Consider the following 13,642-nt stretch of genomic DNA (forward strand, 5'->3'; position numbering starts at 1 on the left):
ATTTTCTGGCCGCAACCGTTCGCAAGCTAATAAAGATTGATAGTAGTCCCAATTATATCCGCCAGCAGCTTTTAATTGCGAAGCTAACCTACGGTTTTTTAAAGCACGCGCCAAACGGGCAATCGGGGCTATTTGGCGGCGCAGCTTAAAGTAATCTTGTTTGGTTTGCTTAATCGTAATTTCGGTATTTTGTAATGCAGTAAATTCTTTTGCTTGCGCGAGAAAGTCATTGATGTTGTCGCCTTCATGTTCGAGTATTTTAAAAAACATTGGATGCCAGGGGTCATCAAGGATGGGCCAGCGCCCTAAAAGCTCACCCATTAGGTGCAGGCGTTCTTGTTCTTTTGTGGCTTTAAGTTTAGTGAGCTGAGCCTTCATTTCTTTTGCTTTTACTTCAAGTGCAGCTAATTCATTTGTTACATTTGTTTCGTTGTCACCTAAACCAGTGTCATGTGCCAGGCCGTGAATCAACCAATCATCTTCAAGCAAAGTTACTTTTGTACTGGTTTTCGTGGTTTTTGTATTAGCCTTAGCGCGCAGCCAACGCTCTGAAGTGGTGGTTGGTATGTCGATATCACTGGCTAATAATCGCGCCCGCGTATGTGCTTCGAGAGTTGAAATTTTGCCATCACCATCAAGATCTATAAGCGAAATTGGCAGAGCGGCACCATTAAAATCTTCGCTAGAAAGAGCATGCCAAAAATAGTTATTATAATTTTGTTCAATATCGCTATTATAATCAGGATGACAACCAGAGGCTGGTAAATCCGCAGTTGTGGAAAATATTCCACAGCGCAAAGTATTGGGTGCGTTAAGCTTAGCTTGGGCTTTTGCAAATACAATTTCAGCAAAACCACCACTATAGCAACTTGTCGCTATGATTTGCACGATGCGTTTAGTTTTTATTTCATCAAAAAATTGCGCGAGCTCAAGAGCGCTTATTGCACCATCACCCCATAAAGAAAGAGTGTTATCAAAAGCAGCGTTTGCTTGTTTGCCGAAACCTACCAAATAAATAAAAAAGGCTTTGTTTATATTATTATCGGCAAGAGTTTGAGTAAGCGCCATATGCACAAAATCTTTGGTTGCCGCCGCAGCTATCGGTAGTGTGCTAGATCGATAGCTGCTTTGCCGTCCCAAATGCGGGGTGAAAATAATGCTAAGATTTTCAAGTAATGGATTACCCTGTAAAGCTTGGTTGCTAATACGTATGCTCTTGCTTACTGGGCCACCCGCAAACAATATTTTGCCTTTTGCCCCCCAAGCTTGCATGGCAATACTTATATCTTGCTCAAGATTCGATTCATTATAAGCAGCGAAAGGGCCACCACCAATTATAAGCCAATTTAGATTTTTCGTGGTAATCAGATTTATAGCTTCTGAATTATTATCAGTAGTTATAGGTATGAATGGCGTTATTTGTTTGGTAGAGATTTCTTTTTGTTGCCCGACGTGAACTAATAAAATACTAATACCAAATATTATAACAAATATAACAGCAACCAGGGCTATAATGAACCATTTTTCAGATTTAGTTATTAAAGCGGACCTGGTATTCATTGGTTAATTTTAAGCTAATTATTAACTCGGAAATTCTTCTTCCCTCTGCGAATTAGATAAAGCAGAACTTCGAGAAGGCTGCAGTAAATTTGTACTTTCATCAGAGACTACAAAGAAATCAACAATACTGCGTAAAGATTCAGCTTGGGCAGCCATTTCTGCTGAAGTAGAAGCAAGTTCTTCAGCGGCGCTAGCGTTACGTTGAGTAACTGAATCAACTTGATTCATAGCGCGATTGATTTGACCAACGCTGGCAGATTGTTCTTGTGAGGCAGCAGATACTTCTTGTACCAAGCTTGCGGTTTGTTCGATTGCGGGTACAAGATCAGCTAAAAGCTTTCCAGAATGATTAGCTACTTCAACACTTGAAGTAGCCAACATCGCAATTTCTCTAGCGGCAGTTTGGCTGCGCTCAGCAAGTTTTCGTACCTCAGTAGCGACCACAGCAAAACCGCGACCATGCTCTCCGGCACGCGCGGCCTCGATAGCGGCATTAAGCGCCAGCAAATTGGTTTGATATGCAATTTCTTCAATTATTGATATTTTTTCTGCAATAGTACGCATAGCTGTAACTGTATCGCGAACTGATTCGCCGCTGCGACCCGCATCAGCGGCACCTTTAAGGGCTACTTGTTCGGTACGGCGGCTATTTTGTGCGTTTTGATTAATCGAAGAACTCATTTGTTCTAAACTAGCAGTAGTTTCTTCGATTGAAGCGGCTTGCTGGGAGGTGCCTTGTGAAAGATCTTGTGACGCCAAAGCGATATGACCAGCGGCGTTTTTTAAAGCAGCTACGCCACTACGTACTTCGCGGATAATGTGTGATAAGCGTTTAGTCATTTGTGCAATTGCCACTTGGAGTTCACCAATTTCGGCGCCGCCCCTCACTTCTATATTTTGGGTTAAATCTCCCTTGGCGACGCGATTAGCAACATTGACTACTGAAAGCACGGGTTTACTAATGCTGCGGGTGATTAGAAACGCAAGGATGATAACCAGTAGTAAAATAACTGCAGTGGTAATCCAAATGCGTATTAAAATAGCACTTTGGGTGTTTTCATTTTTTCTTATGCTAGCCTGAGCATCAGCTCTTTCACGGTGAAGTAAAGTAGCAAAGACACGCTCCATACCATTTATTGCGGGTATAACATTTTGCGCAATTTCATTGCGACCTTGAGCTAGTCTTTCAGCATTGATGTGCCCATAAGCAGAAGTTAGCGCACTGAGGGCATTAATGCTTTCATTTTCAAGGTTTTTAATTATTTCGTGACCAAACTTATCTTTAGACTTCTGCAACTCTTGTATACTGTTAGCAAGCAAGGAACCCGCACTGTCGATTTCACGGTTAATATTGCCAAGTTCAGTAGCATCAGTTGTGAGACTTAATTTAAGAGCGAGTTGATTTAATTTTGATGTTACAACAAAGCCCTCAAAGGCTTGCTCAGTATGAAACCAACTTGTTTGGTTGGTTTTAGCTAACTCAGTCACCAACTGTGATAAAAGCGCTGTGCCATACCAGCCGCTAAAACCAAAAAGTACAAATACTGCGGCAAAAGCTACAAATAATCTCCAACCAATACTCAGTTTTTTCATTCGTAGCCCTCATTTAGATAGAGCGATGAATGTGAAGCAATGCTATAGTTTACACAACATTTTACGAGAAGCCACTTTGTATAGTAATTTAATTGTTTATTTTTAACTACTCAGCCCCCACCCGGCGCGGCGTCAGAAAATACCATTAAAGAAACAACCTTGTTTCTTAAGAGTGCTGGATCGCTTATTGGCTATCACATTCTATCAGTGTATTTGCCGCACTACGAACAGCATCGTCATCATCTTTTTGTAATATACGAAGAGCGACTTTTATAGAATTTTCGCCGTTTTGTTTGCAGCGCGCTAACAAGATGGTTACAGCATCAATTTTATACTCGGTTGGTGCATCAAGTAGAGCCAGTTCAGGAGCTAAAGGCATTAATAAGTCGCGAGCTTTCCATGCAATATCTTGTTGTTGGTCATTTTTAAAAAACTGCAGTCGTTGTATCGTGATTTCACGCGGTAATTGAGTTGATACTTTAGCGATAGCATCGAGAGCTGCACGGCGCACTTCACTTACAGTATCAATTGAAAGTTTTTTTAATCTTTCGGTGGCTTTAGTATTGTTTTCTTTTGCGATGATACTAGCTGCAAGTGATTTTATATTTGATTGCTGACTATTTAAGGCGACAATAAGCATAGCCTCTAATTCAGGAAGATGATTTTTAGCAGCCATCGTAAAGGCACTTGCTAATGAGGTTGCCGGTAATACTGAATGATTAATTGCGGATAATAAAGCTTCACCAAATCTATATATACGGATGGATGCTAAATGGTCTATCTCTGAATTTCCGTTATTCTCTGAAGAATTTACAATATTTTGGGGTTTTTTAGGGCTATCTATTGAAGCATCAAGAGTATCGTTGTTAAGGGTGACCAATGTAATATCATTATTGTACTCTACTAATGCCCATATTTTATTAGATGTTGAACATAAATTATACACCCGACCACCAATCATCATAGCAGGTGAAAGTGGATAAGAAAAATTTAAATAGTAGAGTCCAGGTACAGGAGTGGCCCCAGCAATAATAGCGCCCTGTTGATATAAAAATGCCGCAACGACAGTAAAAGGTAGATTACCTATTGCTCTACATTTGCGTTGATAACAATAGCTTACTTGTTTTCCTTTAATTATTATTTTTGTAAGAGGAGAACCATCATCATCAAGAATATTGTTTAAGTTATCATCAAATTCGAGCTTAATAAATGAATTTCCGGCATTATAAGGCAAAGTACGCATTGGTTTTGCAAGAGTGATCGCAGATAATGAAATTCCATCTGCATCAGCGCGTAAAGTGGCGCCATCAAATTCCCAAAACAAAGATTTTTGTACTTTATCACAAATAAATTGCGGCGGGGTCGATGTTGCAAATACGAAAAAAAAGGTTGATAATAAAATATTAGTCATCAATATCTCCGGCAAATATAGGGACACCCCCTACATATATTGCAAAATTAAAGCTGCCAATTTTTTGACCTTAAGTCGATAGCAATTTAGGTTAGAGGTCATTTTGCCAGCATCTTTAGTTCGTATGCGATGCGCGTTTGTTTACGAACTTTAAGTGGCCAGGCGGGCCAAGCTTAAGGAGGAAGCCATGATGACGAGTGAACACCACCGAAAAAATGAGAGAGCAGCACTCGATCTGTATGTAAATAAAATTGTTGGTGACGAGCCACACTTAGTTCGGATTCGAGATATTTCAGAAAGTGGCGTATATTTTTATAAATTGCTTGAACCAGAAATAAATAGTTCAGAGTTTGTTGGTCTTGAAATGAAATTGCCAAATTCTGAAGAAGTTATTTGGGCAGTAGGTGAAGTTGTGCGATTAGATAAACGCAATGACAATGATGGTACTGCGGTACGTTTTGTGCGTATCTCAGAATCTGATCGTAGAATTATTTCAGATTACATAATTTCTGCTGGAGCTAGCGCAACTTGCGCAGCGTAGGTATTTTTTATCGATTTTTTGAATTTTTTAAAAAACCGCGCCTAAAGTATAGTTATTCGTTCGTTTATATGCTTTGTCCGGTAGGACGATGGAAATTTTTGTAGCTTATGCATGTATATATCATCAATGTTTAAAGCGAACGCTGCTGGCAATTTTTAAAAGTCCATGGACCGTTTTTTTACCCATGGCAATGTCGGGTGCCATGATTATCGCAGCAAATCTGCTTAGCGGTCTTGGTTTAATTGCTGGTATTGCTATTACTTTAGTTTTTGCAGCTTTATTTTCTAGTTATTTATATTTTGTTAGAGAGTTAGTTTTAGGTGGAAAAGCAAGCATTAATGAATTAAGTCGAAGTTTTAAACTTTATTTTTGGGATATTATAAATTTAGGCTTTGTTGTTTGGATACTAGAATTATTGGTGGGATTATTAGTTGCACGTAGTTCACAAGGTGTAGTGATACTTGCTTTTTTACATTTTGCTGAATTTGTTTTGTTAAATGCGGCGCCAGAGATAATTTATGTTCATCATACTTACGGTGGCTTAGCAACTGTACAGCGCAGCATAAGATTTATTCATGAGAATTGGATTGAATGGTTTTTTCCCAATTTAATTGTTGCGGCTATTTTTTATTTTGGACTACCAATACTTTGGTCATCAGGACTACCAGTAGTTCTAATTAGTTTGACCGTGGGTGTTATTTTTCATTTTTCATTTGTTTTTCGTGGTTGCTTATTTATCGAGCTTGATTCAAGTTCACATCGTCAGCGTATGCATAAATATCGGACATTGAAGAGCTAACTTCTACTTCGTTGCTTTTTTAGGCTTGGTAGCAACAAATAAGTCAAGTAGAGTCATTGATTATGATGAGAGCAATATATAAAAGCTTACTGTTTGTTAGTGTCCCTACAGTGCTTACAGTGCTTGGTTGTGGTGGCCCAACAGTTTCTTCAACCAAAGTAGTATCTAATACCGCCAAAGCTCCTGCTGCTAATGCTCCAGCTTGGGCGTTAGAGGGTGATCAGAAAACCAATACCGGATCATATTTTATCTGTGAAGGACAAGGGCCCAATGAAGATCAAGCATTGCGGGCTGCCCAGGGTATTTGCAGTGCCAAGATATGTGAATTGTGCGGTGTTGAAGTAAAGTCTACTGTCGAAACTAGAGAGACCTTAGAGCAAGTAAATGTCGAAAGAAAGGTAGTTGAAACTTGTCGTCGCGTTCGCAAATCAGAAGATGAAATTCGCTATAAACAATCTTCATGCGGACCTGATGGTTGTACTAGTTGGCTGCAAGTTTTCTATAGCGCCGCAGCTGAGGCGCGCGAGTGTAAAGCTTATGCAGATGGTAATTTTGCCGACCCCGCTGAGTGTGAGCGCATTATTGAAGAGTTTCGTAAAACACCGGGTTTAAGTTTTGCTTCTTTTAATACTCGAGTTGACTTGCTTAATCAGGCGATTGTTGCCTGTGCTGAAATTGATGTTCGTCCAACTCCCCGGTTGACCGCGCTTGATGAAATATTATGGCAAGGGGTGCTCTCTCCCAGTCTTATACCTTGGCGTAAGAATTCTGATGATAAAAGCAAACCATTAAAAGAACGGGTTCTAGACTATCTTGAATTGCGACGAGTTGAAGCACAGCGTGGTCGCGCCCAAGAAATATATCGCCCCATAGACCGACAGCAACTACGTGAGACTAAAGTATTTGTTGAGCGTATTGCTAAGATCCGCGATGCCATGCGAGCATATGCATCGATTATTTATATGTTTGAAGAACTTGCCAATGTGCAATTTACTCTTGCAGAAAAAGCAGACACTAAAAAACTTGTTGATGCCATGGCCGCCGTAATTCCAATCGGTAAATATGACCGCATGGATTTACATATGTGGGTTACCAGAGTCCTTTCGGCGACATATATAGATTGGCCAGAGGTTAAGAAATTTTTAATGCAAACCTATCCTCCGCCAACTGGTTATACATCAAATATAATGCTGCTTTTTAAAAGTGACGAACTCATAACTGATGATGAATGGGAATTTGTCAGCAAAGGAGAGTCTTGCATTACTTGCTATGCAAAACTTCTTTCGGTAGTTAATCATGATGGTGCAGAGAGTAAGCGCTTTAATCGTGTGGTAACGGTGGTAAAAAAATTATATACTGAAAAGATAATACCACGTAAAATTAAAGGTGTTACTGATGTGCTTGATGCCGAGTATTTGTTACGACTTGAACCCGAGATCCCTAAAGCTATTGTTAATGATATTTATACTTGGGACCGTTTAATGCGAGCCTATAAACATCTTGCTATCAAAGGCATGGATAAAGCTGCTGATAAAACGCGTAAAAAACTGGTAGAGCGTTTACGGCAACAACTTAAGCAAGATATTGCTAGCGAAAAATGTAATCATTTAGACCATAAGCTAAAAATTCTAGAAGAAGAGGGCATTAATACAAGCGAATTCGAAAAAGACCTCTGTAAATGCATCCAAAAGCAAAAAAGTGATCGCCGTGTAGGTGACTTAGATGAACTTTTTTTGCGCTTAATTAATTGGGGAGCAACTTGTGTTAATAAGGGAGGGGCATCATCATGATCACGCTATCGCTAATAATTTCTTTGTTAAGTTCGTATGACTATTGCAAATGGCACGAAGCGCCCAATCAGCGTCCTTTAATCACCGTTGAGGATTATGGTGGACAATGGCGAATTAATAGAAACTATCATCGATTGTGGGCAATGTGCATGTTACAATGTGGAGCAAAGGCCCCTATTTTACGGGTAACAGCATATGATGATAATAAGAAACAAATAATTTTAGAAAAGGCTATTGATCTTAAACAAAGCCTTGATCCGCATAGCTATGCTTCTGTCTCAGAGACTTTTTATCCTTGTGATAATAGTCCCCCTAATCGGCGTAACAAAGATGCAGTGTTATTTGGCGCAGTTAGTAGACGCCAATGGCATAACCCTAGAAAGATAGTAGTTGAGATAATAGCCAAAGGTATAATGGCACCTATAGCCGCTAAGACCCAAGCAGAGGTAATGTGCCAAGCATGCGAAACTAAGCATGGTACTGCTTCGCTTAATCATTACATTTCTGAAAAAGATACCGCGCGTTTTTATATTTCAGTACCTAAAGCACGTTATCAATGTGCTGGTGACGGAGGGCGCTTAATATTAAGACGATATTGGATAGATGAAGGTAGCGAAAAGTGGTTTCCGATAGTACCGTATCAAGCAGTTAATAACTTGCAAAATAAATTAAAACCACAAGGCGATAAAATGATGTATGAGATAAAAAGCCCAGCGAAAAACTTTTGTCGTTCAAAAAAGACAAACATCTGGGAAGTTATAGGCATTGATGAATATGCAACAATCGCTAACCATGGCAACTATGGGCCAGCAGCAAACATTCGTCGAGATCAAGTTGAGTTTTTAAGATGTAAATAAGGACAAATTACATTAAAGCGAGCTTAGGGCATGTCCCTGATTACGCGATAACATTACCTGCTGAGTGTTGTGCTTCTATTACCCTTAATAGGCGCCATTTGCCGCTACGATAGCGTAAATATAATGAAGAGGCTATTATCCAAATCAGTATTACTAAAGCTATCCATGTGGTTTTGGGGGTTGTATTAAACACATTAAATAATACAAAAGTTACAAGCAAAAGTAGCCAATGGCCGCTTACCGAAATACACATAGTAACAAAAGTATCTCCGGCGCCACGTAGAGCACCGCTAAAAACTAAACCTATTGCATCAGCAAGAATATAAACACTAATCAAGCGCACCAAAAAAACGGAGAGGCTGTAAGCATTAGTTTCACTTGGTGATAGAAATACTTTAGTAAGCGCATCAGGGAATAAGCTGCATAAAAATAATAAAATAGCTGCATATACTGAAACTATTTTAAGGCCTGATTTAACAACACGTTGTGCATCGTCGGGATTATTTGCCCCCATACTGCGTCCAACCAAACTGGTAACCGCTATATTGACCCCGATCATGGGGATAAATGAAACCATATCCCAACTAAACGCAACCGTTGCAGCGGCGGCTACATGAGCGCCTTGCGAGTGAAAAGTCATTACCAGCAAGTTAAATGCGCTTAAATTAAGTAAAAACTCAAAACCCGCCGGTGAGCCAAACTTGCATAGATTTTTCATAACCTTGCGATTAAAGCGCATGTTTGAAACTGTACCAAACTGTTCACGTTGTTGATGGTGAAAGTAAGCTATTAATAATATCGCAAGCCCGGTAATTGTTGCGACAATCGAACCAATGGCGGCGCCAGCAATACCTAATGCCGGAAATCCCAGTTTGCCAAAAATAAGCAAATAAGCGCAGACAACATTTACCAGCAAACTGATTGCAGTTGAGGCCATGACAATACGGGTGCGACCGATACCACTAAAAAAAGAACTGAAGGTATGACGTAGCAGACTAAAAACTGAGCCAAACATTAGAATAACAAAATAAGTACGTTGTGGTGCAATTTGTTCAGCTGGCAGATTAAAGAGATCGAACAGTTTATAACCAATGGGAATGCAAGCTAAAACAATTGGATATGCTGCAACTGCGATTATTAATGATTGGGTGACTGCTAAACCACATTTGTTTACCTGACCTGCGCCTAAATATTGTGCTACTAACGCATTAGTATAACCGATTAAACCCACAAAGAATGTAATAAACATGAATGCACTAAGGCCACCAACCATTGCTGCACTCATATAGTGGGGGCCTAGTTGTGATAAAAACTGTCGATCGATAAAAATCATTAAGGTATCACAAGCTTGTGAGACCATTAACGGTAGCGCAATAGTAAGCAAAGCACCCATGCTGGCTGGGTCACCAAGACGATTCGTTGCACAAGACATTGAACTCTCTATTAATAATTAAGGGGCCAGGCATTTCTCATTTTGTACTGGCATAATGCAAGTAAAAACAGCTTTGGTTTTTTTATTAAAGTTGTTTTAACATCAGATTTGCAATCATTTTTGCATAACTAAGTTTGCCTTTGAGGCACATAACATATTGATTTTACACAAATAGTTATAATTAAAGCTTTAAGTTAAGAGGGTGAATTACTTATAGCTTTGGCCTAATTCATTTAGGGACACTCCCTATAAAAAATGCGTTTATTTATATGCACAAAATTAAACAACGGCGGTGTCACCATTATGTAAGTTTTTTTTAAGGAGCTAATACATGCGTTTGCAGAACGATTCGTATGACAGCTTTATAGCAATTCATAAAAGGCAGGGCGATAAATATGGCGCAACCGCTTCGCCTTTGATATTCTATAAGTTGGCGGCCACACTATGTTCATATCGCAATCCTAGTGGAGGATCGCCATGTTAAAGTGTACTTACAATACAATACCCACAACTTACTTTACTAGATTATTTCTTGTATCCGCTATCCTCATTGTTCCTGCTTGTAGTAAAGATAACGATTCTGCAAAATTAAACGCACCGCCAGCGGGTACGGCTTATTTGCGAACAGTACAAAATTGTGCTGAACTTGAAGCCACTATAAAGCAACAACTTATTGCCAAGATGCGTGAGCAAGTTGAGCAAAATCTCGAACGGGCAATTGAGTACGGTGAATTTCCATGTTGGAGAAATGATATAGAATATGCTGCTGATGCCGCCACCCCAACGGTAGGCCAAAGCACTACTGGTGGTACAAGTAAAGAGAGTGGCGCCCAAGAATATTCTACAACAAATAACCAAGTAGCAGGTGTTGATGAAGCAGATTTTATAGAAAACGATAATAAATATATTTATATGGTTAGCGGTAATGAGTTTATAATTTTTGCCGCTTGGCCAGTAGATACTACCCGCATTATTGGTCGCTACACCATAGAAGGCACACCACAACGATTATTTGTCGCGGCTAATCGTGCTTTGATATACTCTACTGTTGCTAGCGAAGCAGTGTGTGGCAGCAGTAGCGAAAATGGGGTTAGTGCGACATCTATCGCTTCTGATATTTATTACCCATATCAAACTGGCAAGTTAAAAATTACCGTACTTGATATTACTGATCTTACTGCTCCTAAACTAGAACGTGAAATAAACTTTAATGGTGAATTTGTAGCAGGTCGTCGTATCGATAATACGATACATACGGTGATTCGTTTTGCAGGTCTGAATAATATTTCATATTCAACCTGGCCTGAAGATGCCTTTGACAATTGCAGCAACAATTATTCTGAATCGCAATTGCGCGCCATGTTTTCAAAATTAATCGATAAAAATATTAACGCCATAAACGCATTAGATTTTTCTGATATTTGGCCGACCGCAACAGATATTGATCATGATGGTGATGAAACCCTAACTAGTAAATCATCATTATATTCTGATTGTAATAGTTTTTATGCGCCAACTACGACAAATAGTGATGGTTTCTTATCAGTAGTTTCTTTAAATATTGCAGACGATAGCAATATTAAAGCGACAACTATTGCTGGTAAATCTGATACTGTTTATGCATCATTAAATAATTTATATGTAGCAGCGACTTCTTATGAGCGAATTTACTCTAATTCTACGGCATCTTATGATTATTTTTATAATGTTGCTGAGCGCACGGTTATTCACCAATTTGCCTTAAGCGATACTGGTGAAGCACCACGCTATGTTGCAAGCGGGCAAATAGCTGGACGTTTAGTAAACCAATTTGCCCTTGATGAGTATGATAATCATTTGCGTGTAGCATCAACCGAAGGCCATTTGCCTAATCCCAACACTTCAAATAATGTGTTTGTTTTAAAAGAGACTCAAACTGAAGACAAAGTATGTGCCGCTAACGATAGCGACTGTAAGGTCGAATTTACCTGCGATACTCAATATTGTTGCGCTAAGAAGTCAGATTGCAGTGAAACTTTTAGTGATGATGATGCAAACTGTGTTGTGCGTGATGGCCTTGGTACCTGTGAGCTTTACTATAAAGCGGATGCTAGTCGCAAGGTAACTCGGTTAAAAGTTGTGGGCTCAGTGAAGGGTTTGGCACCAAGTGAAGATATTCGCGCGGTACGTTTTGATGGCAAGCGTGGCTATATGGTTACCTTTAAAAAGACCGATCCGCTATTCACCTTTGATTTGACCGATCCCACAAATCCGCAAACTACCGGCGAGCTAAAGATACCTGGCTTTTCAACTTATATTCATTTTCTTGATGATAATCACCTGTTAACCATTGGCTTTGATGCCTCTGAGCAGGGCAGTTTTGCGTGGTTCACCGGCATTCAATTGCAAATTTTTGATGTAAGTGATTTAGCGTCGCCATTGCTAATGCATAAAGTAACTATTGGCACTCGCGGTACTACTTCAGATGCTACTGACGATCACTTGGCCTTTAATTATTTCGCATCACGCGGTTTGCTCGCGGTGCCAATGGGTATTTGTGAAGGCGGAGATGATGATGGTGGTTATGGCTCAGAATTAACCTTTAACGGTCTGCTACTTTATCAAGTTAGCATTGAAAACGGCTTAACAGAGATAGGGCGTATTGACCATCACCAAGGCGATGAAAATGAAAGCTGCTATAATTGGTGGTCATCTCCAAATTCACAAGTTAAACGCAGTGTTTTTATGGAAAATTACGTATACTCGGTATCGAGCGAATTGTTAAAAGTGAACGATGTTAATGCGCTAAGCCCTGATTTAGTAAATATTGAACTGCCACAATTAGAAGCAAGTAATACTGAACTAGATAAATGTTTGGTGGTGGATTAGACCGCAAATATTATTAAAGAGTAAAATGTTATTTAGCCATTCATTCAATTAACTAGTTGATAAACGCTAAATCATTGGATGAATGGCTAATCTAAATGAATTTAATGCAAAAATATCACCAATTGGTGTTCGCTCAGACAAGCTTCGCGAACACCTAAACAAAACAAGACTTTAGTTTAGCTATATAACCAGTAAAAGTACGTGCATAAATTCGCAAACGCTACTAAGCCAAAAATTACTCTGTATCTGAGAACTTATTTATACAGCTGGTTACGATGCTTTTAGACGCAAGGCTATTATTCCAACTGGTCAATTTCCTTGGGGTGTCATATCGCTTGACGGCAAATATCCAACGGTTCGAGATGTTGGTGATGGTAAACATGGCTTAGCTGAGCACTTGCAAGTAGATCACGATAATGACACGGGCAAGGCAACCCATGGAGTAATTCGGGTAATTACGGCAGTATTGATTTCAGCCGTAGGTAGACCACTGCTTGGCGCATCACCAGTTGCAGGTTCTACAAACGAGGTCGGTCATTTTTAAAAAAGCCTTTGGTTAATTGGTACGCTTCTATGGTCGTTATTTTCGCCTGGTTCTTTATGATGCAGGCGCAGCATCAATAACTAACGCTGCAGCTGTAGTTAAAGCAGGTGTGCCCTGTTGCTAAAACAAATACCCCAAAGGTAAATCAAAAAATATGCGCCAGCGTTATGTGGCCGCATATTAAAACTATATTCAAAGTAGTAAGTCTAGTTTATGAAAATGATAAGCTTGTATCTACTAAGACCCG

The 13,642-nt window shown here is 39.6% G+C and carries 10 protein-coding genes; 6 read left to right on the forward strand and 4 right to left on the reverse strand.

The window, feature by feature from the left end; genetic code table 11:
- From JW841_16400 to JW841_16410, 3 genes are all read right to left on the reverse strand, one after another.
- The coding region (locus tag JW841_16400; GenBank protein ID MBN1962515.1) for a hypothetical protein at window positions 1-1,560 on the reverse strand (1,560 nt) is incomplete at its 3' end.
- 21 nt (window positions 1,561-1,581) lie between these two features.
- A complete protein-coding gene (locus JW841_16405) occupies window positions 1,582-3,153 on the reverse strand; it encodes a HAMP domain-containing protein (GenBank protein ID MBN1962516.1) in 1,572 nt (523 codons plus the stop codon).
- 184 nt (window positions 3,154-3,337) lie between these two features.
- Window positions 3,338-4,564, reverse strand: coding sequence for a HEAT repeat domain-containing protein (locus tag JW841_16410; protein MBN1962517.1), 1,227 nt, complete (start codon window positions 4,562-4,564; stop codon window positions 3,338-3,340).
- Window positions 4,565-4,751: 187 nt separating this feature from the next.
- Here JW841_16410 and JW841_16415 point away from each other — a divergent pair, with 187 nt between their 5' ends.
- The 4 genes from JW841_16415 to JW841_16430 all read left to right on the forward strand — a co-directional run bounded on the left by JW841_16415 (window position 4,752) and on the right by JW841_16430 (window position 8,551).
- A complete protein-coding gene (locus tag JW841_16415) occupies window positions 4,752-5,105 on the forward strand; it encodes a PilZ domain-containing protein (GenBank protein ID MBN1962518.1) in 354 nt (117 codons plus the stop codon).
- A 184-nt stretch (window positions 5,106-5,289) separates the two neighbouring features.
- The gene (locus tag JW841_16420) at window positions 5,290-5,904 is read left to right on the forward strand and encodes a hypothetical protein (protein MBN1962519.1); all 615 of its coding nucleotides are present in this window, start codon (window positions 5,290-5,292) and stop codon (window positions 5,902-5,904) included.
- A gap of 62 nt (window positions 5,905-5,966) precedes the next feature.
- Window positions 5,967-7,694 (forward strand): hypothetical protein, encoded by a 1,728-nt coding sequence (locus JW841_16425; GenBank protein MBN1962520.1) that lies wholly within the window; start codon window positions 5,967-5,969, stop codon window positions 7,692-7,694.
- The gene (locus JW841_16430; protein MBN1962521.1) at window positions 7,691-8,551 is read left to right on the forward strand and encodes a hypothetical protein; all 861 of its coding nucleotides are present in this window, start codon (window positions 7,691-7,693) and stop codon (window positions 8,549-8,551) included. The genes JW841_16425 and JW841_16430 overlap by 4 nt, the downstream gene beginning before the upstream one ends.
- Before the next feature lie 40 nt (window positions 8,552-8,591).
- Here JW841_16430 and JW841_16435 read toward each other — a convergent pair whose 3' ends face one another.
- The gene (locus JW841_16435; GenBank protein ID MBN1962522.1) at window positions 8,592-9,983 is read right to left on the reverse strand and encodes an MATE family efflux transporter; all 1,392 of its coding nucleotides are present in this window, start codon (window positions 9,981-9,983) and stop codon (window positions 8,592-8,594) included.
- A 477-nt stretch (window positions 9,984-10,460) separates the two neighbouring features.
- Here JW841_16435 and JW841_16440 point away from each other — a divergent pair, with 477 nt between their 5' ends.
- Both JW841_16440 and JW841_16445 read left to right on the forward strand, forming a co-directional pair.
- Window positions 10,461-12,851 carry a beta-propeller domain-containing protein gene (locus JW841_16440; GenBank protein ID MBN1962523.1) on the forward strand — a complete coding sequence of 797 codons (2,391 nt, stop codon included), beginning with the start codon at window positions 10,461-10,463 and terminating at the stop codon, window positions 12,849-12,851.
- Between the two features lie 397 nt (window positions 12,852-13,248).
- Entirely contained in the window at window positions 13,249-13,395 is a 147-nt protein-coding gene (locus JW841_16445; GenBank protein MBN1962524.1) for a hypothetical protein, read from the forward strand.
- The last annotated feature ends 247 nt before the right edge of the window (window positions 13,396-13,642 follow it).

Source organism: Deltaproteobacteria bacterium (assembly GCA_016931625.1).
In the GTDB taxonomy this organism is placed as follows: Bacteria; Myxococcota; XYA12-FULL-58-9; order XYA12-FULL-58-9; family JAFGEK01; genus JAFGEK01.

Bases quoted from the DNA above. Each gene is read 5' to 3' on its own strand.
- JW841_16405 (MBN1962516.1), bottom strand. From the start codon at position 3,153: ATGAAAAAACTGAGTATTGGTTGGAGATTATTTGTAGCTTTTGCCGCA.
- JW841_16410 (MBN1962517.1), bottom strand. From the start codon at position 4,564: ATGACTAATATTTTATTATCAACCTTTTTTTTCGTATTTGCAACATCG.
- JW841_16415 (MBN1962518.1), top strand. From the start codon at position 4,752: ATGATGACGAGTGAACACCACCGAAAAAATGAGAGAGCAGCACTCGAT.
- JW841_16420 (MBN1962519.1), top strand. From the start codon at position 5,290: ATGGCAATGTCGGGTGCCATGATTATCGCAGCAAATCTGCTTAGCGGT.
- JW841_16425 (MBN1962520.1), top strand. From the start codon at position 5,967: ATGATGAGAGCAATATATAAAAGCTTACTGTTTGTTAGTGTCCCTACA.
- JW841_16430 (MBN1962521.1), top strand. From the start codon at position 7,691: ATGATCACGCTATCGCTAATAATTTCTTTGTTAAGTTCGTATGACTAT.
- JW841_16435 (MBN1962522.1), bottom strand. From the start codon at position 9,983: ATGTCTTGTGCAACGAATCGTCTTGGTGACCCAGCCAGCATGGGTGCT.
- JW841_16440 (MBN1962523.1), top strand. From the start codon at position 10,461: ATGTTAAAGTGTACTTACAATACAATACCCACAACTTACTTTACTAGA.